Raw genomic sequence first — 24,515 nt, 5'->3', positions numbered from 1 at the left:
AGGGTCATAGCATGAAATCAATCACTCGAGACAAAATCTTAGAATCAAACCAAAAGGTACATTCACTGCTGGTTAAGAGCGGAGACTACCAGCAGAGCCCCCACTTCAAAGAGGAAAACCAGGCAAAGGTCCGCTCCATCTTACAAAAGCTAGCCGGTAGTTTGCCCAGCACCACTAGAATGGTTGACTTTGGTTGTGGTACTGGCTTCATCATTAACTTGAGTAAAGACCTGTTTGATGAAGTACATGGCGTTGATATAACGCCGGAAATGATGGCGCTAATTGACACTTCAAGCAATAACATAATCTTGACCGAGTCCACGGCTGAGCAGACCCCCTACCCAAGCGAGCATTTTGAATTTGCTACCGCCTATTCTTTCATGGACCACCTTGAAGACCTAGAGAACTTCTTAGTCGAGGTTTATCGAGTGCTGCAAAAAGGAGGAGTGTTCTATTCAGACCTAAACCCCAATCGTGAGTTCATACAGGCCATGAGCCAGCTCGAAGCCAATGAAGAAGCCACATCTCCGTTGATGCGACGAGAGCTCAAAGCGGCTTTGCATAATGGAGAACACTATGCCCAAGAGTATGGAATCGACCCGGAAACCTTAGAATGTGCTGAGCCAATTAAAACAGTGGAAAAGGGTTTTTTAGCTAAAGACATTACTAGAGTGGCTAAAAAAGTTGGCTTTAGCGATTGTCGCATTGAACTAGACTGGTACGTCGACCAAGGTACCATCATTCATCAACACTCTAATCAAGCGGCTGAAGAAATCGATAGCTACCTGCGCTCAATTCTTCCCATGTCGGCACATTTATTCAAATACATCCGAATTGTGTTAACTAAGTAATGATCGATAAAAACTTACAAGAGCGCTTCAACCAAGAAGGATTGGTGCTAATTCCATCTGTCTTTTCCGATACTGAAGTGGCAGCGCTCAAAACAGAACTGCTCGCGGCCACTCTCGAAGATTACGCCGATCCAGTCAAGCATTTCGATAAAGGAATGGTGCATAATTGCATGCTGAGAGGTAAGCATATGTTGGCACTACTGGATAATCCCAAGATCTACAACTGTGTCACCACACTGCTTGATCCTTGCGCCATTATCTATGCTTACCAGGCTTCCACACTGATGGCGAAGAGTAGTAACTACGGAACTCGAGTGCATGTTGATTGTCCACGATTCATACCGAACTATATGACTAACCTCGGACTTATACTGCCGCTCGATGATTTTACTCTAGATAATGGCGCGACATACTATCTACCAGGCTCCCACTTAAGCGAAAACATTCCAAGTGAAGACAATTTTTACCAGCAAGCACGAAGAGCAGTATGCCGTAAAGGAGACTTGATACTGTTCAATGCCCGCTTAGTACATGCGGCAGGTGCCAATGATACCGAGCAGGAGCGCTGTGCGCTAACAATCAATTTCTGCCGTTCCTATATGCGTCAACGCTTTGACTTTCCTCGGCTTATGCCAACTGAGCTGATAGAGACTCTAGGCGACAGGGGCAAGCAATTAATCGGTATGAATGTAAGAATGCCCAGCTCTTTGGAAGAGTTTTACCTCCCCGAAGAACAACGACTCTACCGAGCAAATCAGGGTTAATGGTAATGGTAAAGCTAGTAATTTTTGGTACAGGTGATTTGGCTAGACTACTAAGTCATTACGTTCAGCAAGAGCAAGCCTACGATTTAATCGGCTATACTGCAGACCAGCAGTACTGCTTAAGCGATAATTTTGCCAATAAACCAGTGATCGCATATCAAAATTTACGAGCCCACTTTCCAGATAACGATTTCAAAGTACTGGTTGCTATCGGATATCAAAGCTTACGCGCCAAAGCTTGTGTATTTGAGAAAGTTAAGGGCGATGGCTACTCACTGGCAAACTTTATCAGCAACAAAGCAATAGTTGACCCTACGACTACTATAGGAAGCAACAACATTGTTTTTCCAGGTGCGCACGTTGAGCCATTTGTAAGTATTGGCGACAACAACATCCTGTGGAATCAATCTCATATTTGCCATGACAGCCACATAGGTAGCCATAACTTTTTTGCTGCTAAAGCGCTTATTGGTGGAAAAACAACAGTGGGTAACGGCTGCTTTCTGGGCTTCAACTCAAGCGTGCTCCAGGAACTAGACGTCGCTGATGAAACCCTACTTGGTGCGGGAGGCATACTAGTAAACTCCAGCCAAAAACACACTCAGTATCTTGGCCTCCCCGCAAAAGCCATAAAGAGTCACAAACCGACAGGCATAACTGTATGAAAACGGTAGCGATCCTCCAGTCCAACTACATCCCGTGGCTGGGCTACTTCTACATTATCTCCCAAGCAGATGTTTTTGTTCTCTATGACATCGTCCAATACACAAAAAATGATTGGCGGAACAGAAACCGTATTCTAAGCAGTAGTGGCCCACAATGGCTGACCGTGCCTGTAGCACATTCAAACTTAGAACAAGCTATTGATTCGGTGACCATAGCTAAGCCCCAGTGGGCAAAAAAACATTGGAGAAGCATTGAACAAAATTACCGAAAATCGCCCCTCTTCGAACAGTGTCACGCCGGCTTTAAGCAAATATACAACCAGCATTGGGAGCGCTTAACGGACCTAAATCAGGCGCTTATCAGGGAAGCTTGCGACTGCTTGGGCATCTCAACCACGATTATCAATGCGAGAGAGTTACAGCCCAACGGGGATCGGAACGAAAAACTGGTAGATATTTGCCTTAAGCTAGAAGCAAGCAATTACCTTTCAGGGCCAGCGGCGAAGAACTATATTGAGCCGCAGCTGTTTCACGAGCAGCAAGTGCAACTAGATTGGGTAGATTACTCTCCCTTGGCACCGCTTTGCCCAGCTAACAGCGAAAACTTTTCTATTCTTCACACCATATTCAACAATTTGGGACAAGCTAGACAGCTACTCGCTGAGCACTCGTCTCAAAAAATGCGCTAACCTGAGCAATAACCTGTTCTATCTGCTGCTGATCCATATTGTAAAACAATGGCAACCTAACCAAGGTATCACTAACCTGACTAGTGTGCTGGTCAATTCCGAAAAACTCGCCGTATTTAAGTCCAGCTGGAGAGCTATGCAGCGGAACATAGTGAAATACGGCTGTAATTCCCCGCTGTTTTAGATAACCAATCAACTCATCTCGTAAAGGCTTTGATTGCACCCTCAAGTGGTAAATATGAGCGTTATGCTGGCATTGTTCGGGAATACTTGGCAGAGTAACTTGCCAACGCTGACTGAAGGGGCGAAATGCCTGGTCATAAGCCTGCCAGATAGCTAGTCTACGAGCCCGCACTTGCTCAAAGAATTGCAATTGTCCCCAAAGATAGGCAGCTTGCAACTCGCAAGGCAAATAACTGCTCCCCAAATCAACCCAAGTGTACTTCGCTACGTCACCACGAAGAAAGCGGCTTCTATTAGTCCCCTTCTCTCTTAAGATCTCAGCACGTTCGGACAGTGACGGGTCATTGACCAATAACAAACCGCCTTCCCCTCCACTTGTGTAGTTTTTAGTTTCATGAAAGCTGAAAGCTGCGAGATGACCGATTGTTCCACTTGGGCGGCCTTGGTAACTACTCCCCAATGATTGCGCTGCATCTTCAATTAAGTAGAGTTGATGTTTTGACGCTAACTCAAGCAATCGCTCCATGCAACAACAAACCCCTGCATAATGAACTGCTACAATGGCACGCGTCTTTGGAGTGATGGCTTGCTCAACTTTCGCTTCATCGAGGTTTAAAGTATCTGGTCGAATATCAACAAACACCACTTTGGCACCGCGTAATACAAACGCATTTGCCGTGGATACAAAAGTGAATGATGGCATGATCACCTCATCGCCCGGGCGAATGTCCAATAATAAAGCAGCCATTTCCAAGGCGTGGGTGCAGCTTGGAGTTAGCAAGGCTCTTTGACAGTCAAGCTTCTGTTCAAACCATTCTTCACACCTCTTGGAAAACGGTCCGTCGCCGGACATTTTCTCTCCATTGAAGACCTGTTCAACAAACTCTAGCTCACTCCCAACACGTGCTGGTTGATTAAAAGGAATCATTCACATACCTCGCGCTGGCTCGCTTCTAATAGCTCGCAGTCGATAAGGATTTGCTTAAAAGAGCACTCTCGCGTAGTGATTTGCTGGTACTCTTCCCGTGCTAGTTGCTGTTGACTAGCATAGAACTCGCTGTCCAAGGCACATATTTTGGTGTACTCAAACAACTCCTCAATAGAAGCAAAAGAAAACTTATCCTGCACCCACCATGCCACATCGCTATAGGCTCTTGCCAAAGCCGCAACGGGAACGCCGGCTCCCATAGCCATGACGGCGCCAGTTCCCCCCCCCATGCGATCGGGGTTAAGAAACAAGTCAGTACTAGCAATTAAAGACGCTAAATCTGATGTAAACGAGACAAAATGAAAGCGTTCTGGCATGCCAATTTGATACTCAGCAAATTGCTCGGCGTCAGCACCTATCACCACCACATCTATCTGAGAATTGCTACTCAGCAAATTGTGCAGCAAATCAAGGAAACTCTGATCTACTTCCTCACTTATCCTCAAGCCAACCAAGCTGATTAAGAATTTAGCTTCAGGAAAGCCCACACTAATTCGTTCTAATGCTTTATAGGAAAAAGGCTTAGGGTAAGATCTCGAAAGCTCCAGTGCATTTTCCCCGCGCGAATCCACGTAGCCATCCACCGGGTGGTTTAGAAACAATGGCTGGGTAAATAAAGTAAGCGGACTTCCTGAAGAGGTGGGGTGGGTAATTATCGGAAAACTTTCTCCTGCCATTCTTGCCACAGCATCAGCGAAAAGATTGCTATCAGAGACTGACATCAAAAGCTTAGGCGGGGTTTCCACCAGCTTGCTAGCTAGGGTGAACTGCTGTTGCTCTTCGATCAATTGATAGAATGGAATCTCAACACCGGAATAAATAATTCGGTTTAAGGGCAAGCCATTCCTGGTGACGACTCTTTTTTCTGGTAAAAGAGTCACGTCGATCCCCGCCCCATTGTATTCTTCAAGCTGGTTAAAGCCCACCGCTCCTAGAAACATTACGTCAGTTTGCTCTGATGGTAGAGCTGCTAAATTAATGATACTGACCTCAAAACCCAGCTGAATATAAGTTTTGGCCATATTCAGAGCCAACAAAGTCGGCGCGTGCTTCAAACCAAGGAATTGATTAGTAACTAAGACAATTCGCTGGTTTGAACTTTGAGTCTCACAGGGCTGGCTTGCTGGCTGATTAATCGCCCCCATTAACGCATCATTGCGCTTACGGTGTCGTTCAAGCTCTGCGTAATACTTGGAAAAAACTTTCTTATATACGCGATTTAGGCAGTAATACTTGAACTCTTCTGAAAACATAACTCGGTTTACAAAAAAGAATCTGCATAGCTGCCAATACAGAAACCAATGTTTCTGAACAGATAGCTCTGCTCTACTGAGGTACTCTACTATCCCCTCTACTGCTTGTTTTCGGTCACCATAAAGTAAGTGGATGGATAGTAAACAAAGATAGAAATCCTCAGACTGATTAGATAAACGTTCAACCTCGGACAGTACAAGGCCAAAAATCCGATTCGACTCATCATTTTCTTGGCTTGACTGCTCATCTAGCTGAGCCAAAAAGGCCTGTAAGGTTTTAGCCACTCGATTCGCCGTCACTGGCCCCGATACACTAGCCATTACTTGCTTTAGAACTTCACTCTGCTCAATCAAAGTGCTCAAATTCATGTAGGGCTCATCTCCGTAGGTTTTAAGAGGGCTCACACCCAAATTGACTCACACTAACAACTAATCACTAAAGCTAGCACCAGCCAATGGTGCTGCCGTTTGATCAAATTCACCGTAATGCTCAAGATAAAAATCTTTCGCATCGTCTAAGTAATTCTTCCAAACTTCAATCGCTTCAGCCAAACGAGACATACACAGCGCTTCATCTTCATCAGAAAACGCCAAGCGAGTCATATATGTGAGACAAAACGCTCCGCTACCTCGAAGTAAAAAATAAAGCAAAGAATGGGGGTCTTCGGACGCTTTCTTAAACAATCTTCCTTGCTCTGCCATCATTTCGAGTGTTTGCTCCCAGCTAATGCATGGCTCATCCCACAAGGCCCGTATCGGTTCAAAACTATCAATGAAGTTATCTTTACGATAAAAACCTTCAAAATCTTCAACACAAGAACCAAGCTCTCTTCGATAAGCTTTACTGGCAAGTCGATGCTTAAATCCCGTCTTATCCAATGCATTATTTAATAACAGCACTGAGTCAGGTTGTAGCGGCATGGTTCCTTCTATATACGCTCCATCACTAGTGTTATAGCACTCAACTCTAGGGAACTCCGCCAGCGAGGTTGCAATAATCTCCGCAGAAAATTTAAATTCATGCTTGGTATAAACCTCGCTTTCAAAATTTCCTTTCACTCTAAACCCAATACCATGACGACCATAATCATATAGTTGCTCTCCATCCTTCTTATAGTATGCAGAGTGAACACTGTGGTGCTTCGCCAAGTCCTTAAAGCCTAAGTCAACACCAAACAGATAAAGTTGTTTAAACCCTAGTTTAAGCAGGGAAGAAATAGCGCAATTAGACACTGTTGGATAGGAATATAGTATACCTTGGTATTCCGCAAAGCTTTCGTCCATACGGCCGTATGCCACAGTGGAAGCCTCCCCCAACTTCATACCCAAGAAGCAATCTTTAAACATGGCAGCAACATTAGGATGGACACCACAAACCGATAATAAAGAGATCTGCTTTAACCATTGCTTATCAGGGACTTGAGAAATCCACAGTGTTGTTGCATTAGTTTGCTCAACTTCCGCATGGAAATCGGGTTGGATACCCAACTCATACAGCGCCTTTAAGCTTGTTCCACAAGACACAAGGATCGCTTTATCACGGTTTTCTTTGATCACCTCTACGCAAGAGTCCAGAGACGGCCCATTACCTATGACAAAAACCGGCGTTTCAGCTAACTCTTCAGTAATATCCTCTGGCTTATCTTTGAGTAAAACGTGCGTAGAACTTTGCTTTAACAGATGGTTAGTATGAGTAATATTGAACAGTGAATGATCATAATACTCCATGATATTGGTGAGGATCTGAAATTGCTCACGAGTGGCTCGAATACTCTTATCTAGCTCCTCATCAAAATAGCTCGTGAAGAAAAAAGTATATGAGAGAATATTAATGCCTTGAACATGCATCCGCAGATGGATGTCATTAAACATATTACTGCCATCATCACCAATATTAAGGTAAATGTGGCGCTCTTCTTCATCCGCAACTCGGAGTATTTCGGCCCAGTCTATCGTAAATAAAGACGCATAGAAGAAGTCCCAGCTAGGTTCATAAAGAATGAAGTTATCAACTTTATGCTGAAGCAGTAGTTGTGAGACTTGGTAGCCCAAACCACAGCCATACATAATGAAAGAAGGTATCTTTTCTGGCAACTGTCGGCTATCACTGGGAAGCTTCTGAACTAGAGCGCGAAGTTCATCGGAATATTTGTAATGTAAAAATGGACTTGGCTTTCGCAGAATATAACGAGCATCGAGTGTTTCGATTCTTGGTGATTTCAGGTAATGCTCAAAGAACTGCTCAGACTCTCCTTTAGGCGAACGTTGGAACAAAACATCACCACTCACTGCATGGAATAAATTGAGCTCACCATCTGGCATGCTAAACAGTTTCCACTGGCTCAACTCATAATTTTTAAATGCTTCAGCAATATCAGGAAAACGCTTTTCTAATGCGGCAAAATTTCGTTGAAAACGACTAGAGACTAAGGCCTCTTCAATAACACTCTGACTAGATGTTTCAGATTTCGAGTACCAATTAATCAACGGTAAAGTGCACTCATACTGACGATCACGACTGATTGCTTTAGGCGCAAAGCTAGAAAAACTAGCTAAGCCTACTTCACCTTTAGCAACAGCTAGTTCAAGTTGGTTAAACTCGCTATAGCTATAGTGGCGTTGCAGGCAACACTCCACAAGCTGGTGCTGCTGAACCCACTCATCAATGTGAGAGAAGCTCTCTCTACCTTCAACCCCGCCAACCATGGCAACTTCGCAGCCATTCTGGCTGGCATAACGTAACACCGACATCCAGTTAGCACTGTACAAAGAAATATGCAAAAGTTCGAGTGATGGCTCAACTATAAGCAAACGCTTCCATGGCTTTAGTGATAACAGCTTATCAATGTGCAGCCCCAAGCCACAACCTAATACAATAAGGCTGTCACAAGTCTCTGACAAAGGCTGATAATTATCTGACAAACCAGGAAAATAACTGTCAAGTTTGGCTCCTGGAGCGGGATCAAATGTCGGATTAGGAGTCTGACTAAGCTGACGTTGAGCTTGCAAAGCTTGTTTAGAAAAACTAGTGACTTGCTGCTCTACATGAAGAGAAGGATTAACGTGATACAGCGCCCTCCCTTTGTAATTGTTACTTACATTTAGGTGCTTGGTTCGGGTCACAAAAGGAGCGTATTGCTTAAGAATATAAGCGCCGACTAGCTCAGATAATGAAGGGAAAAGCGTAGAAAAAGCTTTGAAGTTTTGAGCAAAACGACGCTTAGTATAAGCGCCCATATTGGCTTCTAGCTTAGATTGAGTCTCTTCGTCAGTATGAATCTGAAAATTGACGTTAAATAGCATGCAGACCTCAGATTAGGTATTTTGATTGTACGCCGAGCTAACTTTCCTCCCTCTACGCATTTTTCCAAGCTTTTCACTTGTCTGTTGTTTTTCAAGCGCTAAGGCTTCAAATACTTGTTTCATTTGAGCCACATAATCAACAATCAGCTGCTTATGCTCGCTAGGCATGTCTTCTGTGCCAGTGCTAAAAAACGATTCGACTTGTTGTGCGTGCGATTCTAACCTTGCTAAGATTTCTTCTTGATCAATGAGGCCTTCGACAAGATCTTCTTTTAACTTAACCAACAACACACTTGCTTGTTCAATTTGAGCTTGCAGTAGATTGAGAGAGCGGTCACTCATCGTTGGTTATAAGCTTCAGTTTTTGCTGACTCTGGAATTTGATCCCATGCCGATTTAATTGGTAGGAATATTTCCATCACCTCAGCAATAATCGTTGCATCATTGTTGATGCTAGCTTCAGACAAACGTTCGAGCATAAAGTTATACAAATCTTGTAAATTGGTAGCTATTTCACCACCTTTCTCATGGTCCAATGTATCTCTAAGAGAAGTAATGATGGAAGTTGCCTTAGCAATTGGTTTAGCTTTGCTAGAGATATCATTACGCTCTATACAACCTTTGGCTACCGAGAGATTTTCTAATGCAGTTTGCATTAAGAGCTGAGTAATCTGATGCGGATCGGCAGTAGCTATTTGATCTTTAATACCTACTTGTCGATATTGATTAATTCCATGTTTGTACATGCATTACATCCTATAAATTATTAGCCGAGCTGGCCCATTATGTAGGACATCTGGCTATTAAGCGCACCCATGGTTTGGTCGAATGCGGTGTATTTGGCTCTCAACGTTGACTCATACTCAGCCATTCGCTCTTTCAAAGCAAGGTCAGCGTAGTCAAGATCTTTAAGTTGTGAGCGAGTTGTATCTTCACGCGAGGCTAACACCCCGCCAGTTTGCTCATAACTTTTGGTAAAGTCGTAAAATGTATCGACTATGCCATTCTCTCCTGCAAAAATCTCGCCAAGTTTATCTAAATCACCATCTACCCACTCTTTCAATTGACCTTCATCAAGCGTTAATTGACCACTGTCATCCATCTCAATACCAAGAGCATAAAGGGTAGTTACACGTCCTGGCTGACTTGGGTCCTCAAAGCCAGTAGTGCTCATTTTACCTAAACTGTACTTCATTGAGCGGAACATGGCATCACCACTAAGCTCTTTACGACTACTGTCTTCGCCTTCTAGTACCTTATCCGGCTTACTGTACTTGTCGATTTCTGAGATTATTTTGTTGTATGCGTCAATAAAACTACGAACACTTTCAACTGCCGCGTCATCGTCAGGTTTTATTTCGAGTGTAGTAGAGGAGCCAGTCAAAGTATTGACGTCTAAAGTCACGCCAGAAATAACATCACTGAAAGTATTAGTATTGCTAGTAGCCTCAATACCGTTTACTGATATGCGCGCTTCCGAAGCGCTTTTAGTTACTTGAGTATTACCAATTAAAGCATCCAAGTCACCATTAGCGGTACCACTTGAGATTATCCGCAAGTCATTTGGGTTACCATTAGCTGGATCAGCATCATCGTCAGCACCCGATTTTGAGGAGTCGAACACCAGTTGAGTACCAGTTCCAGTGTTGATTAAGTTCGCGCTTACACCAAAGTTTTCGCCTGCTTCATTTACCGCCTCCCGTAATTGTGACAAGGTCATGCCTGCGGTAACTTGAACAGTGAACGTTTCTTCATCGGTGCCAGAACCTGCTGCAAAAGTTAATTCACCCTCGGTATTAGCAATAACTGTAGAACTAGACGCGTATTCAGTTTGAGTGGCTACTCTTGAACCAGATGCAAGAGATAGCACTTCAACGTCATAACTGCCATTTGTAGCATCATCCCCAACCGTTACTCCGAATGGTCCACTATAACTCTCTCCACTAACATTACTCCCACCGACAAAAGCGGAGCGAGGGAAAAATGTGGTGGGCTCCTTGGCTTTGTCTAAAATACCAAGAAACGAACTCATAGCTGACTTAATTGATCCAACTGCTGAAAGGGTTACATCGAGCGATTCACGCCGCTCCTGAAGTCGTGCTTCTTGAGGTACTTTAATTGCATCAATAGAAACTTCAATTAAGGCCTCTAAATCCAAGCCACTACCAATACCTGCTGCTGTAATACCCGTCATAGCACAACCCTTCTATACAATTTGATCTACAAACAAACCCGTGGTTTGTCCGATAGCATCTTGGAACTTTCTTAAACGCTCTTCAAGTTGACGGTACTCTTCTGTCGGGATTTCTCTAATTAACTCATCAGTACTTCTATTAAGCACTGAAGTGAAAAATTGACCATCTCGCTCATCAACTACAAATTTTACGTCACGGTCTTGCACCTCGAGTAGTTGATTCAACGAACTAACTACATCTTCTACTTGAGTTCTGTCTTCTGTTTGACGTTCTTTTTGCTCAGCTTCTTGCTCAGCCTTAATCTTTTGCTGCTCTTTCTGAAGCGATAACTGTGCCACTTCCATTTTTTCAGCAGCAGTTACTTTCTGCTCTTTGCCAACGGCCAAACCAGTAGTGAGGTTTGAAGCAGAAATGGTACTTACATTGCTATCCATAAACCAGACTCCTTAAAACAAAGCAAGCCACACTTATTAGTATAAGTGCGGCCGCGTGTTTCTTCTATTATTTTGTCTATTATACGAGGGCTAACGCAGCCTGTGGACGTTGATTTGCCTGTGCCAAAATAGAGGTACTGGTCTGCTGAAGAATCTGAGATTTCGTTAACTCAGCAGTTTCTTTAGCAAAGTCAGTATCTTTAATTCGTGAACGTGCGCCGCTAACATTCTCTGAAATGTTCGACAAATTACGAATCGTAGATTGGAAACGGTTTTGCAACGCACCTAAGTTAGCACGTTCCGAATCCACCGACTTCAAAGCAGAATCAATTGCCGCCATTGCTGCAGAAGCGCCACCAGCAGAAGATACGCTGATACCACTTACGCCTAGTCCACCGGCAGTGATGGTGGTATTGATCGCTACATTGATTTTCTCACCAGCATTAGCACCAACCAAGAAGTCTGCGCTGTAGGCACCGTCTAAAAGCTTAGTTCCCCCAAAGTTGGTAGTATCACCAACACGAGTGATTTCTGCTTTTAATTGACTCACTTCAGCTTGAAGTGCTGCACGGTCATCACTGTTGTTTACACCATCTTGTGATTGAACAGCGAGAACTCGCATACGTTGAAGCATATTGGTTACTTCATCCATTGCGCCTTCAGCTGTTTGTGAAACAGAGATACCATCTTGTGCATTCATCACTGCACGATCCAAACCTTGGATTTGCGATGTCATGCGATTAGAAATTTGTAGACCTGCTGCATCATCTTTTGCACTGTTAATTCTGAAACCAGAACTTAAACGCTGATAGGCAGTATCTAAAGAATTACCAGAATTGTATAACTGGCGCTGTGCGTTCAATGACGACACATTGGTGTTGACAACTAATGCCATAATTTGAGCCTCCTAAGAAATCGCTCATCCTGATTGAACTATGTCAGGACGACCTAAACCATTTGTTAGTTGTTGAACCCCTGATTTATGAACTGTAAATCAAGACAACTTAAAAATGGACCAAAGTTTTATTAACTTCATATTTGTTAGCGGCAATGGAGGAAAAAGCTTTAGAAAAAAAGAGGAAATAAGCGGAATTTTTTTGCCGCATTTACGGCAAGCCTTGTAAACACTGGCTTTAGGGACCAGAAAAAACTTCTAAACTCAGCTAAAAAACGATACATTTATAATCATTGAGCAATAATTGAACGTCAAATTATTGCTGTTAATTATTGGCACGCACATTGCTTTATTATACTCGCAGTCTGAACCGCTGCGAAAAAAAGGCCAAGTGAGTATGCATCACTTGACCGTATCGCTCGAAACGATAGGAGATTGAGAGCGAAACCTAAGCGCAACTTATTATTGGTATGGAATTGAGCCTCCTAAGAGTATTAATTGCGCTACTGCAGTCTGAGGACGGTGGATTGAACCCCCACCGTCCTTTCTTTTTTTATATTATCCCAGTAGTGATAGTGCAGCCTGAGGACGCTGGTTGGCTTGAGCCAAAATAGTTGTCGATGTCTGCTGTAGAATCTGGTTACGTGTCAATTCAGCAGTTTCTTTGGCAAAGTCCGTATCTTTAATACGCGAACGTGCTGCGGTTACATTTTCAGAAATATTAGACAAGTTGCGAATGGTAGATTGGAAACGGTTTTGCACCGCACCAAGGTTTGCCCGCTCTTCATCAATGACTTTAAGAGCTGAGTCAATAGCTGCCATGGAACCACTTGCTCCGGCAGCGGAGCTAACCGAAATCGTTCCAATACCCAAACCGGCTTGCGTGACCGAAGTGGCAATCGACACTTGAATATTCTCACCAGCATTCGCACCCACTAAAAAGTTTGCACTGTAAGAACCGTCAAGCAGCTGAATTCCACCAAACTTAGTAGTTGTACCAACCCGACTGATCTCAGCTTTAAGCTGGCTTACTTCCGCTTGCAATGCTAGTCGGTCGTCTGTGTTATTAACACCATCTTGAGACTGAATGGCGAGAACACGCATGCGTTGTAGCATGTTGGTTACTTCATCCATCGCACCTTCAGCAGTTTGCGCTACTGAAATACCATCTTGGGCGTTCATTACCGCACGATCCAGACCCTGAATTTGGGTGGTAAAGCGGTTTGATATTTGTAGGCCTGCAGCATCATCCTTGGCGCTATTAATACGAAAACCTGATGATAAACGCTGAAACGATGTATCTAGACCATTACCTGAGTTGTAAAGTTGACGCTGTGCGTTAATTGATGACACATTAGTATTTACGTATAAAGCCATGATATTTCTCCTATCTATATATTAACCATTTATAGGTTTTATTAGTTGTCAGTTATTTTTTTTGTTTCTGACTTACCCTATATAACGGCAGCGCTTCAATATTCTTTAGCATTTATTTTTATTTTATTTATACACCCTAAGCGTCTAAATAAAAAAGGTTGCTTCAATATTGAAGCAACCTTTATAACGGCTGATAGAATATAAACTTTAGTGTTATAGGTAATTAAATAAAGATAATTGGCTAATTCTGCTATACGACGAGTAAGAAGTGTTTAGAGCAAGCTCAGCTTTTTGTAGGTTGCTTACAGCCTCAGCGAAATCAACCTCGCTGAGGCTTGCTCTTGATTGCTGATTAATCACATCCATAGAAGCAGCAGCAGAGCGCACTGAATCCAAAGAGTTCCCCCTCGCACCAAGGGAGCCTAAAGTAAGGTTCACACTTTCTAACGAATTATCTAAACCGACCAAGAAATCAGATTGCGCCTCCAAAAAGTCACTTTCCAGGAAATTGGGGTCTTCCAAGGCAATAATAAAATCAGATAGCATATTCAATATATTATCTTTCTCAGGCGGAGCTAATTCAAATGACTCGTTGGCACTACCTGCAACAGTCGATACTATAACTTCAAGCCCATTAAAGTTAATAGGTTCATTAGGTACATAGTTACCAGTTACGGGAGGAACTAAAGATGCACCAACACTATCCAAAATCTCATAAGTATCTGGCACACCAGCGGTAGTTTGCACTTGGTATGTATTATTTGCTGGTGTAACAGGATCGTAATTTAATTTATGAAAACTATCATAAGCGCGCTGATCGTTAACTACCGATGTAACATTAGGTGTTAGGTCATTAGTTCCAAAACGTTTAAATACATTATCAAAAACCTCCTGCCCAGTATCATTACTTTGAATATATACCGAAGAAGATACTTTTAATTCATTAACTCCCGCATCACCCTGATAATTATAATTAGTTCCATCATACACATATGGTTGTTTTTGGGTTTGAAAGCCCGAAAATACATAACTACCATCAGCGTTTTGACTGTTCATAAAATCTAGCATTTGGTTTTGTATCTGACGCAACTCCTGTGCGAGCGAAGCACGTTCAGTACTACCATTAATACCATCGCCTGACTGAACCCCCAATACTCTTGCTCGCTGCATGGCATTGATCATCCCGTCCAAGGTTGACTCTTCAAAGTTAAGCGCGTTTTCCAACAAGGTGCCATTCTTTAAATGCTGCTCTGTTAAGGTTATTTCCGTGGTCAAAAACATGGTTTTACTCATGTCCGAAGGACCGTCAGCAGCGGTTAGCAACTTCTTATTAGTGATAAGATGTTGGTTCATCTTCTCAACTTGTTGCTGAGAGTTAAGCACACCATTTAGTGAGTTTTGATACAAGTTAATACTGGAAACTCGCATAGTTTATTACCTCACTGAGCTTAGTAGAGTTTGAAAGGTTTCTTGCGCGGCACTAATCACTTGAGCTGAGGCAGCGTAAGCTTGCTGGAAGCGAATCAAATTTGATGCTTCTTCATCCAAATTAACGCCAGAAATTGAATTGTGCCGTTGGGTACTTTGTTCCAGTAAGGAGTTAGCTGCCGATGCCGCCACCCTTGCCTCACTAGTCTTACCACCAACAAAACTTACCACGCTGGCATAAGCATCGTTCATCGTCATTTTGTTGTCGCCACTAGTGGCTAAACTTTTACGTACCAAATCTTGCTGCTGCAAATCAACGAGACGCAACGCATTGTAGTTATCGTTAAAACCATCGGTATTGTAACCCATGGTGAATACATCACCTTCTTGTACATCACCATCTATGTTTATTTCGTAACCTGGCGTTAACGCAGGCACTGCGTTCGAAAACAGCTGTTGACCGGCACTGGCAGCTGGTGCGGTGGCCATTAATACGCCCAAACCGTCATAAACTTCGTAATCGCCTACGGCATTGATGCGCACTTCGGCTGGGCCATTTACATCATATCCACCAGGTGAGGTAAAATCTGACGTTGCAGGGTCAGTGTCATAAACAGAATCAATTGAAACCGTTGCATTTCCGCGGTTATTAAGTTCCCGCTCAACACGTATTGGTGAAGCCAAAGCAAGTTTCTCTGGTTGGCTCATACTCACTGTCATTGAAGCAGCAGCATCTCGCACCGGTTGAATAAGGTGTCGGTCTCCAGCAGCAAAGGGGCCAGAAGAGAAATCCCAGTCCATACCATCAAGCTGAAAATTAGTTGGAGGGATGGTCCCTGCAATCACCGCGTCAATGGGTTGGTCTCCATCATAGCGCTGAACTTCAAAGGTTGTCGCTGAAGTAAAGGTAACTCGGTAATCGTAAGGAGTAACTTCGCTACCACTACCAGCAATAAAGCTTCCACTTATGGTTCCAGCAGTGGTATTAGTTGAAAACTCCTTACCATTAAAAGTTGGTAAGGTAAAAATGTCTCCACCAATATCGCCATTTAAGTCCATACCCAATCTATTTTGAGTATTAAACGCATCTGTCATTGCTATCGATAACTGACCTAGTTGGTTACGACTAGTATCTAAAGTGGTTTTACGGTATTCCATTAAACCACCAATGGTACCGCCAATATCCTCTCGACCAATGATGCGTGTAGAGCCAGCCAAAGATAGCGTCATTTCTTTCTGAGTACTATCGGGGTCGCCATCAACAATCGACAGCTTAGTATGGTCATCCTGCAATACTAAGGCTTGGCCTGAGCGCATAAACACCAATGTTGAGCCATCATCTTGAACAATGGTATTGATATCTATCAGTTCAGCTAATTCTTTAATCGCTTGGTCGCGTTTATCGGATAGAATCGCATTGTTACCGTCGAGAGGGCTACCACCAGCTGCGATAATTTCTTTATTTATCTCGGCAATATTTGTAATTAAAGTATTTGCTTCTTCGGCTTTTTCAGTTATGTCTTGACTTAGGTTCTTCTCTTGAATTTGATATTGTTCATTTAAGGTTCTGTAGCGATCTGTTAAGGCGTTAAACTGAGACAATGCTAGCTCTCGAGTCGAAAGCGCGGTGGGATTATCAGTTGTTGCATGCAGCTGAGTAAAGGTATCGTCAAACTTGCTACTTAAGGATAGTGAGTCATCACTAAGGATGGCATCAATATGGCTGACCGACTCAAGGTAGGCATTACGGTTAGCGTAGGTAGAGGTATCACGAAACATTTGTGCTTGCGCAAACCCGTTTAACACTCGCTCAGTATAACCTTCGCGAACGCCGCCTAAGGTATCGGCAGTGTAAAAGGTGCGCTGTAAGCTGTAACCGGGTGTATTAACATTAGCAATGTTGTTACCTGTGGTCATCAATAAACGTTGATGCGCGGCAACCCCAGAAGAACCAATTGTAAGTAGGTCGTTCATTGCCATAGCTTAATTACTCCCCTTCAACCGCTTGTTGACTAAATTCCGCAAAATGTTTGCCGTCTAAAATCTGACCAATCTTATTGGCATATTGAGGATCGGTGGCATAACCAGCAGCTTGTAATTCCTTAGCGTACTGTTTTGCGTCCATGCCGTTGGCTAAAGCTTGTTGGTAACGCGGCCCTTCCACAAACGATAAGTAGTCTTTAACACTATCTTCAAATGAGTCATATGAGCGAAAGGCTGCTCGTTCTTGATTGGCTTGACCATTTCTATACTCTAAAGTGTTCACAACTGCCTTATCTCCCTGCCAGCGATTATCCGCTTTTATCCCAAATAGGTTGTGGCTACTTGAACCGTCACTATTTGCGATAACCTTTTTACCCCAACCCGACTCAAGCGCAGCCTGTGCAACAATTGCCATCGGTTCAATGCCTTTGTCAGCGGCCAACTTTTTGGCTACAGGCAAGATTGCTTGAATAAACTCTCCAGGAGAGGCAAAACTTTGCCGATTTATTGCCGCTGCTTCCTCAGTTTTTTCACTAACGGCAGCGCTGGCATTATCTTTTTCTAAAGTTTTGCTACTTGCGGCCGTTACACTAGACGATTGAGCAATATTCTTGCCAGTTGTATCTGAGGCATTTAAAGAACGCTGTTGAAGATCAATATTTTGGCCACCACGCAATACAGATGCTGGCGTAACATTGGCTGCAGCGGGATCGAGCTGGGCCACTATTAAATCGGCAAGTCCTAAAGCACCAGAAGAAGATAATTCCAACGCCATTTGGTTATCATGCATGTCTCGGTAAGTTTGCGTGTGGCGATTATTTAATGGCGTATCACTTTCAAACAATTCATTACTCTTACGCATCTGTTTCATCAACATCTGCATAAACAATGACTCAAACTGACTGGCAACTTGCTTTAGTGCCTTGTTCGGATCTTTTTGAGCAGCACTTCTTAGCTCATCTAAACTGGCTAAGTCGTGGTAGTTTGCTGATTGTTTGACTGCGTCCATTGCCATGTTAAATCACCAACAACTCGCCTTGAATAGCACCAGCTTGTTTTAGCGCTTCTAATATAGAGACTAAGTCACCAGGCGCAACCCCTACCCGATTAACAGCACGCACTAAGTCGTCAAGCGATGCGCCGGGGTCAAAGTTGAACATTCTTGAGTCTTCTTCCGTTACTTCAATTGTGCTCACGGTAGTTTCTACCGTCTCTCCATTGGAGAATGCATTAGGCTGAGAAATTAACGGGGTTTCGGCAATTTTAACGGTTAAACCACCGTGAGTAATTGCAGCAGGTAACAAGCGAACGTCTTTACCGATTACAATGGTACCAGTGCGCGAGTTAACAATAATTTTGGCTGACTCTGAGGCAGGTTCAAAGGTTAAGTTTTCTAAAGTAGATAAGTACGCTACGCGCTGACCGGGGTCGCGCGGGGCAAATACTTGTACCGACGCAGCATCCATTGGCGTAGCAGTATTGGGGCCTACTAAGCCATTGATAGTATCAGCTAAACGTTTTGCAGTAGTGAAGTCGGAACGCTTAAGGTTAAAGGTGATCGTATCGCCGCTCATAAACGGCGAAGGAACCGAGCGCTCTACAATTGCGCCGTTTGGAATGCGGCCAACAGTAGGTGTATTAGAAATCACCTTAGAGCCATCAGCTCCCTCTGCGCCGAAACCACCTACAATTAAACTCCCCTGAGCCAAGGCATATACTTCGCCGTCGGCACCTTTTAGAAAGGTTTGAATTAAACTTCCGCCACGTAAACTTTTCGCTTCACCAATGGCAGACACGGTAATATCGATAGTTTGCCCAGGCTTAACAAAAGCGGGTAATTCAGCATGCACAGCCACAGGCGCAACGTTCTTAATTTTTAAGTTAGTCCCCGGAGGAACCGTAATCCCAAAGTTACGTAACATTGTTGCAAAAGACTGCTTGGCAAAGTCACTATTTTTTTCACCAGTACCAGGCAAACCTACCACTAAGCCATAACCGGTTAATTGGTTAGAACGCACACCGGCAATGTTTGCTACGTCTTTAACACGTGCTGCATTTACCGAATTTGCAACTAAGCATAAACCCAAGCTCAGTATTACAATGCTTCGTTTAAACATAAGATTACTCCTAAAACTCAGGGCTTAGAATGGCCAAACAGGACCATTAAAGAATTTAGATAACCATCCCTGATTAGTGGTATTAGCAAAATCGCCGGTACCACCGTATTGAATGCGTGCATTGGCAATGCGTAACGATGTAATAGAGTTATCTGGTGCTACATCTTCAGGGCGTATAATGCCCGTTAAGCGAATATACTCATTGCCGTTATTCAACATTAGCCATTTTTCACCGCTAATGATTAGATTACCGTTGGCCAAAACTTGAACAACATTAACCGAAATATTGCCATTTAAGCTGTTACTTTGAGCAGCGTCGGCTTCACCAGTAAAATCGCTACTTTGGCTTAAACCAAGTTCTATTGGATTACCATTAATTGTAGCTACACCACCAGGTACTGTGATTTGGTTTAGATTTAAGTTCTTGTCTTTAGCCAGCTCGTTACTGGCTGACTTGCTGGCCTGAGTACGCTCAGCTAGGGTCACCACAATAATGTCACCAATTCGATGGGCTTTTTTATCTGAATACAGATTATTAGAGCCACTTTCGGTGAATAGTGAACCAGTAATTCTTGCTTCTACGGCCACATCTTCTGGATATACCGGCGCAAACTCAGGATCATCTGGCACTACGGCGGTGTTTACGCTGGCACAGCCAGCCAACGCCATACAGGTTGCTACTACCATTAGTTTATTCATGAGCAATCCCTCTCTCTAAACTTTGATTACAGTTGTTGCGTTGCGAAGGTCAACATTTGGTCTACGGTTGAAATCACTTTTGAATTCATCTCGTAAACACGTTGCGCTTCAATTAAGTTAACCAGCTCCTCGGTCACATTCACGTTGGATGTTTCTAAAGAACCTTGGCGGATAGCGCCTAAACCATTCTCCGATGCAATACCATTTTGAGGAGCACCACTAGCACCTGTTTCTAAATACAAGTTTTGACCACGAGGCTCTAATCCAGAAGGATTAACAAAATCTGTAATGGTGATTTGGCCAATAACTTGGCTGTCTGTTTGCCCAGGTAAGCGAACACTTACCTCGCCGTCTTCACCTACGGTAAAGCTCTGTGCATCTTCTGGTACTTGAATTTCTGGCTGTAAGGGGTAGCCAGAGCCAGGCGTCACAATTGTGCCTTCATCATTAAGACCAAATTGGCCATTACGGGTGTAAGCTGTTGTACCGTCGGGCATCAAAATTTCGAAGAAACCACGCCCATCAATCATCAAATCAAAAGCGTTATCGGTAGTTTGCACATTACCTTGATCATGGTTTTTTTGAGTGGCAATAACTTTAGCACCAGCACCAATCATTAAGCCCGATGGCATTGTCGTGTTCTGAGACGAACGACCACCCGGTTGGTTAATCGTTTGGTAAAGCAAGTCTTCAAATACAGCGCGACTTTTCTTGTAACCGACAGTACTGGCATTGGCTAAGTTATTAGAAATAACCGATACGTTGGTTTGTTGGGCATCTAAGCCAGTTTTACTGATCCATAATGCGGGATGCATAATACGCTCCTTATACCTAGCTTAATCGCAACAAGTTGTTGGTTGCTTTTTCGTTTTCTTCAGCGGTTTTCATCATTTTTATTTGCATTTCAAATTGACGTTGCATGCTGATCATATGTGTCATTTCTTGCACTGGGTTCACGTTACTGCCCTCCAGCGCTCCCTTAACCAACTCAACGGTGGCATCGGGCTGATAAGGTTGACCATTAGTGGCACGAAATAAACCGTCATCGCCTTTAGTTAACTCGCCAGCAAAAGGATTGCTTAGCTTAATTCGGTTAACTTCTTCCAGGGCATCGGCAGGTGCGCCTTCTGGCCTAATTTCAATGGTGCCATCTTCGTTAATTTCTAGCTTTTCAACAGGTAGGGGAATAATAATTGGCGCGTCTTGATTACCTAATACGGGCTGCCCTTGCATGGTTTGTAAAACACCAGCTGCTGAAATGGTAAAGTTACCATTTCGAGACAACGCTTCATTACCATCCTTGTCTTGGACCGAAATCCAACCTTCACCTTTAATCGCCACATCTAGATCCCTACCAGTGGTTTTTAACAGACCATCGGTAAAGTTTTGAGTTGGGCGCTCGGTCATAGCAAATACCCGAGATGGCATGCCTGGGCCGAAAGCCTGCATAGAGCGTGCATTCTCTAAATCAGCTTTAAAGCCTGTGGTATTTGCATTTGCAAGGTTGTTACCACGTACCGCGAGCGAGTGCATGTTTTGTTTTGCACCGGTCATCGATATATAAAGTAGTTGGTCCATATCTATTTCCTACGTCAATTAGCTGACTCAAAGGAAACAAAGCAATTAGAATGCCAGAAGATAAAGAATGAGAAACAACAAGGAAAAACGCAATTAAATCAATAAAATAAAAAGGCAGCCAAGGCTGCCTTTTTGATCAGATGCTAGTTGGCTATTAACGTATCTGAATAATAGTTTGCTGTAGCGTTGAGTTAACTTCTAAAGCACGAGAGTTAGCCTGGAAGTTACGCTGAGCACTAATCAAATTAACCAACTGCTCCGTTAAGTTAACGTTAGCTTGCTCTAAAGAAGCAGAGTTGATTTTACCAAATGTGCCCGAGTTACCTTCACCGGCAATCGCTTCACCACTTAACTGGGTTTGCTGCCATGAAGTATCACCGATTTGCGCTAAACCTTGGTTATTAGCAAATTTAGCGACCGATACTTTAGCAATATTGGTTGTTTGACCATTACTGTATGAGGCAACAACCAAACCATCTGGGCCAATATCAATACCTGTCAATTTACCAACGGTAGAACCATCTTGCGACAAACTAGATACTTCAAAGGCTGAGTTATACTGAGTTGGGCCATTTAAGTTAAAGGTAATAGTTTGCGTTGGATCTACAGAACCCGTTACTGGGTCCCATACGCCACCAGGGCCGTTTGGTGGAGCCGTTCCCAAAGCAACGGTTTCAATAATAGCAGGAGCAGTTGACGCTAAGGCACCAGTATTATCAAAAGTTAAGGTTGCAGATGCTGGAATGGTGGGGTTAGCGTTACCAGCATTAGGGGTATTAGCAGTACCACCAGCTACATCTACTGGTTGGCCGTCAATGTATATCAACTTGTGCCAAGTATTTGCCGTGGTGTCATCTTTAATAAAGAAGGTCTCAGCGACATGAGAGCCACCTTGCGAATCATACACCGTCACCGACGTGGCAGACGTGTAGGTATTGCTGTCGGTTGGGTCGAAATCGCCTATATCATGAGTAGTACCGCTCGACGGCAAGTTAAAACTCATATCAACTTGGCTAGTCATGGTAGGGTTACCTACTTCAGCACTAATTTGAATTGCGCTGGTTGCAGCCATACTCACCGCTGAAGGCGTGCCGCTGTTGTTCACGGTATAACCTTGTAGGTATTGACCTTGCGAGTTAACAATAAAGTTATCAGCGTTTAACTTAAACGCACCCGCACGAGTAAACTCTCGTGTTTGAGTGGTTAAGTCTGATGCGGTAACAAAGAAGCCTTCGCCACTAATCGCCATATCTAAAGCGTTTTGGGTAAAGTTAAGACTACCTTGGTGGAATTGCTGAGCTACATCTACAGTTTTAACACCATTACCTACTGCGGTACGAGCATTTGAGAAAATCGATGTTGCATACACATCGGCAAACTCAGCACGCGACTCTTTAAAACCAATGGTGTTGACGTTAGCAATATTGTTCGCCGTTACGTCAAGATCCTTTTGCGAGGCATTGATGCCGCTTAGAGCGATATTAAATGACATCTCTCAATCTCCTATCGTTTTACTATTCTTTGTTAGGCCTTGGCTACTTCGAGAACATCGCTCATTGCAATGCCACCTAAGCCTTCTAAATTGACGACTACGCCAGATGTGCCACCCGCTAAGCTCACGCTACCTACGCTTGCATATGTTGCGGTGGGTAAACTGATCTCTTTACCGCCCTGAACACCATTAACTTTAATGTTGTACTTACCTTCTGGCATTGGATTCCCATTGGAATCGGTGCCGTCCCAAGAGAATGGCATGTTGCCGCTTCCCTCACCTAAGTCGATAACTTTGACGACTTCACCCGCCGCGTTCTCGACCGAAACTTTTACATTGGTTGTTGCTGCACCAGTTACCGCTACACCGTCAAAACCAGTACCACCGTTATGTCCGTAATCTAGCGGGACTAACACTTTCTGGCCCACTAAAGTTGACGCCTGCAAGGCAGCCGATGAATTCATGATCGAGTTCATGGTGTCAAACTTAGTACCAAGCTCAGCAATCCCCTCGGAAGTCTGAAAGCTCGCCATTTGCGCAATCATCTCGGCGTTATCAACAGGTTTACTGGGATCTTGATACTGCAACTGAGTAGTAAGCAGTGAGAAGAAATCCTCTTGCCCTAGTGACTGATTATTATTGCTCTCTGGAACAACCGACTCTGGTTGCCAATAATTATTTTGTAACGGATCAATAGTAGACACTGGCTACTCCTTAACTTTTACCCAGATTGAGCGTGCTATTTAGCATTTGCTTCGCAGCTTCAGTTACTTGAACATTGGCCTGATAGGAGCGAGAAGCACTCATCATGTCGGCCATTTCTTCAATAACGTTGACGTTTGGCTTGAAGATATACCCTTCTTCATTAGCCATAGGGTGTTCTGGGTAATACTCTTTACGTAACGGAGCATCTGATTCAACTATGCCCGCTACTTTAACTTGTGCAGATTCAACTTGTGCTTGAGATGCTTTATTTAACTCAGCCTCAAACACTGGTTTTCTTGCTCGATACGTTTGATCGATACTTGAACTAATACTGTCGGCATTGGCTAGGTTACTGGCAGTGGTATTTAAACGTACCGACTGCGCTTTCATGGCCGAAGCTGAAATATCAAAAACATTAAAAAAGCTCATTATTGACCTCCCTTAATTGCATTACGTAAGCCACTAAACTTGCTTGAAAGAAAGTTAATACCTGCTTGATATTCCAGGCCATTTTGCATAAATGCAGCTTTCTCTTTTTGTACATCAACGGTATTACCGTCACCGGTGTCTGGTTGATCTGGCACTTGAAAACCTAGTTCGGCAAACTGGCTGTTACCGCCGCTGATGTGGCGCTCATTAGTGATGTGCATTCCACCCCCCTGCTTACTTTTAGCGGCAGCAAATGCTTTATTAAAATCTATATCTCGTGCTTTATAGTTAGGTGTATCAGCATTAGCAATGTTACTTGCAATTACCTCAGAACGGCGGGCTCTTACACCTACAGTATGCTGATGAACGCCTAATGCTTTATCAAATGTTATTGCCATATACACCTCGTTACACTTCTACGAAGAATATTTAGCAAGAGCTGTGCCAGAGTTTTTTTGACGCTTTTTGTTCAGCTAACTAAGGAACT

24 protein-coding genes are annotated in these 24,515 nt (G+C 43.5%); 4 read left to right on the top strand and 20 right to left on the bottom strand.

The genetic code is table 11. The features are described 5' to 3' along the window. The first annotated feature begins 11 nt into the window (after positions 1–11). Genes OV592_RS08605 through OV592_RS08590 form a run of 4 tightly spaced genes read left to right on the top strand, consistent with a single transcriptional unit; the run spans position 12 to position 2,969 of the window. Positions 12–851 (top strand): class I SAM-dependent methyltransferase, encoded by an 840-nt coding sequence (locus OV592_RS08605; protein ID WP_406611098.1) that lies wholly within the window; start codon positions 12–14, stop codon positions 849–851. Then, positions 851–1,615, top strand: coding sequence for a phytanoyl-CoA dioxygenase family protein (locus tag OV592_RS08600; RefSeq protein WP_406611097.1), 765 nt, complete (start codon positions 851–853; stop codon positions 1,613–1,615). Before OV592_RS08605 ends, OV592_RS08600 begins: the two co-directional genes overlap by 1 nt. Positions 1,616–1,620: 5 nt before the next feature. After that, positions 1,621–2,280, top strand: a complete 660-nt coding sequence (locus OV592_RS08595) for a hypothetical protein (protein ID WP_406611096.1) — start codon at positions 1,621–1,623, stop codon at positions 2,278–2,280. Further along, positions 2,277–2,969 (top strand): WbqC family protein, encoded by a 693-nt coding sequence (locus OV592_RS08590; RefSeq protein WP_338625639.1) that lies wholly within the window; start codon positions 2,277–2,279, stop codon positions 2,967–2,969. Before OV592_RS08595 ends, OV592_RS08590 begins: the two co-directional genes overlap by 4 nt. On the opposite strand, the gene rffA is transcribed toward OV592_RS08590, so the two are convergent. The 20 genes from rffA to flgB form a co-directional block, all read right to left on the bottom strand. Continuing rightward, positions 2,926–4,080, bottom strand: coding sequence for a dTDP-4-amino-4,6-dideoxygalactose transaminase (gene rffA / locus OV592_RS08585; RefSeq protein WP_406611095.1), 1,155 nt, complete (start codon positions 4,078–4,080; stop codon positions 2,926–2,928). The genes OV592_RS08590 and rffA overlap by 44 nt on opposite strands. Further along, positions 4,077–5,762 carry a hypothetical protein gene (locus OV592_RS08580; protein ID WP_406611094.1) on the bottom strand — a complete coding sequence of 562 codons (1,686 nt, stop codon included), beginning with the start codon at positions 5,760–5,762 and terminating at the stop codon, positions 4,077–4,079. Before OV592_RS08580 ends, rffA begins: the two co-directional genes overlap by 4 nt. A 60-nt stretch (positions 5,763–5,822) precedes the next feature. Then, the gene (locus OV592_RS08575; protein WP_406611093.1) at positions 5,823–8,696 is read right to left on the bottom strand and encodes a 6-hydroxymethylpterin diphosphokinase MptE-like protein; all 2,874 of its coding nucleotides are present in this window, start codon (positions 8,694–8,696) and stop codon (positions 5,823–5,825) included. 12 nt (positions 8,697–8,708) lie between these two features. After that, positions 8,709–9,038, bottom strand: a complete 330-nt coding sequence (locus OV592_RS08570; protein ID WP_338625631.1) for a hypothetical protein — start codon at positions 9,036–9,038, stop codon at positions 8,709–8,711. Then, positions 9,035–9,442: a flagellar export chaperone FliS gene (gene fliS / locus OV592_RS08565; RefSeq protein WP_406611092.1), complete on the bottom strand. Its 408-nt coding sequence runs from the start codon at positions 9,440–9,442 to the stop codon at positions 9,035–9,037. The genes OV592_RS08570 and fliS overlap by 4 nt, the downstream gene beginning before the upstream one ends. Before the next feature lie 20 nt (positions 9,443–9,462). Further along, positions 9,463–10,890, bottom strand: coding sequence for a flagellar filament capping protein FliD (gene fliD / locus OV592_RS08560; RefSeq protein ID WP_406611091.1), 1,428 nt, complete (start codon positions 10,888–10,890; stop codon positions 9,463–9,465). A gap of 12 nt (positions 10,891–10,902) precedes the next feature. Next, positions 10,903–11,325 (bottom strand): flagellar protein FlaG, encoded by a 423-nt coding sequence (locus OV592_RS08555; RefSeq protein WP_406611090.1) that lies wholly within the window; start codon positions 11,323–11,325, stop codon positions 10,903–10,905. Between the two features lie 79 nt (positions 11,326–11,404). Then, the gene (locus tag OV592_RS08550; RefSeq protein WP_338625623.1) at positions 11,405–12,220 is read right to left on the bottom strand and encodes a flagellin; all 816 of its coding nucleotides are present in this window, start codon (positions 12,218–12,220) and stop codon (positions 11,405–11,407) included. 558 nt (positions 12,221–12,778) lie between these two features. Beyond that, entirely contained in the window at positions 12,779–13,597 is an 819-nt protein-coding gene (locus tag OV592_RS08545) for a flagellin (RefSeq protein ID WP_338625621.1), read from the bottom strand. 213 nt (positions 13,598–13,810) lie between these two features. After that, entirely contained in the window at positions 13,811–15,025 is a 1,215-nt protein-coding gene (gene flgL / locus OV592_RS08540) for a flagellar hook-associated protein FlgL (RefSeq protein ID WP_406611089.1), read from the bottom strand. A 6-nt stretch (positions 15,026–15,031) separates the two neighbouring features. Continuing rightward, positions 15,032–17,005, bottom strand: a complete 1,974-nt coding sequence (gene flgK / locus OV592_RS08535) for a flagellar hook-associated protein FlgK (RefSeq protein ID WP_406611088.1) — start codon at positions 17,003–17,005, stop codon at positions 15,032–15,034. Positions 17,006–17,012: 7 nt separating this feature from the next. After that, on the bottom strand, positions 17,013–18,017 hold the full coding sequence (gene flgJ / locus OV592_RS08530; protein WP_406611087.1) for a flagellar assembly peptidoglycan hydrolase FlgJ: 1,005 nt from the start codon (positions 18,015–18,017) through the stop codon (positions 17,013–17,015). A 7-nt stretch (positions 18,018–18,024) separates the two neighbouring features. Further along, positions 18,025–19,125, bottom strand: coding sequence for a flagellar basal body P-ring protein FlgI (locus OV592_RS08525; RefSeq protein ID WP_406611086.1), 1,101 nt, complete (start codon positions 19,123–19,125; stop codon positions 18,025–18,027). 24 nt (positions 19,126–19,149) lie between these two features. Continuing rightward, positions 19,150–19,824: a flagellar basal body L-ring protein FlgH gene (gene flgH / locus OV592_RS08520; RefSeq protein ID WP_406611085.1), complete on the bottom strand. Its 675-nt coding sequence runs from the start codon at positions 19,822–19,824 to the stop codon at positions 19,150–19,152. A gap of 26 nt (positions 19,825–19,850) precedes the next feature. Beyond that, positions 19,851–20,639 (bottom strand): flagellar basal-body rod protein FlgG, encoded by a 789-nt coding sequence (gene flgG / locus OV592_RS08515; protein ID WP_016402473.1) that lies wholly within the window; start codon positions 20,637–20,639, stop codon positions 19,851–19,853. Between the two features lie 16 nt (positions 20,640–20,655). Then, the gene (gene flgF / locus OV592_RS08510; protein WP_016402474.1) at positions 20,656–21,402 is read right to left on the bottom strand and encodes a flagellar basal-body rod protein FlgF; all 747 of its coding nucleotides are present in this window, start codon (positions 21,400–21,402) and stop codon (positions 20,656–20,658) included. A gap of 154 nt (positions 21,403–21,556) precedes the next feature. Beyond that, positions 21,557–22,894, bottom strand: a complete 1,338-nt coding sequence (gene flgE, locus OV592_RS08505; RefSeq protein ID WP_406611084.1) for a flagellar hook protein FlgE — start codon at positions 22,892–22,894, stop codon at positions 21,557–21,559. 32 nt (positions 22,895–22,926) lie between these two features. Then, a complete protein-coding gene (locus tag OV592_RS08500) occupies positions 22,927–23,598 on the bottom strand; it encodes a flagellar hook assembly protein FlgD (RefSeq protein WP_016402476.1) in 672 nt (223 codons plus the stop codon). A gap of 10 nt (positions 23,599–23,608) precedes the next feature. Continuing rightward, positions 23,609–24,028 carry a flagellar basal body rod protein FlgC gene (flgC, locus tag OV592_RS08495; RefSeq protein WP_016402477.1) on the bottom strand — a complete coding sequence of 140 codons (420 nt, stop codon included), beginning with the start codon at positions 24,026–24,028 and terminating at the stop codon, positions 23,609–23,611. After that, positions 24,028–24,426 (bottom strand): flagellar basal body rod protein FlgB, encoded by a 399-nt coding sequence (gene flgB, locus OV592_RS08490; RefSeq protein WP_152781203.1) that lies wholly within the window; start codon positions 24,424–24,426, stop codon positions 24,028–24,030. The genes flgC and flgB overlap by 1 nt, the downstream gene beginning before the upstream one ends. Positions 24,427–24,515 lie beyond the last annotated feature (89 nt).

Source organism: Agarivorans sp. JK6 (assembly GCF_045277145.1).
In the GTDB taxonomy this organism is placed as follows: Bacteria; Pseudomonadota; Gammaproteobacteria; order Enterobacterales; family Celerinatantimonadaceae; genus Agarivorans; species Agarivorans albus.
This window is presented reverse-complemented; position numbering and strand designations above follow the sequence as displayed.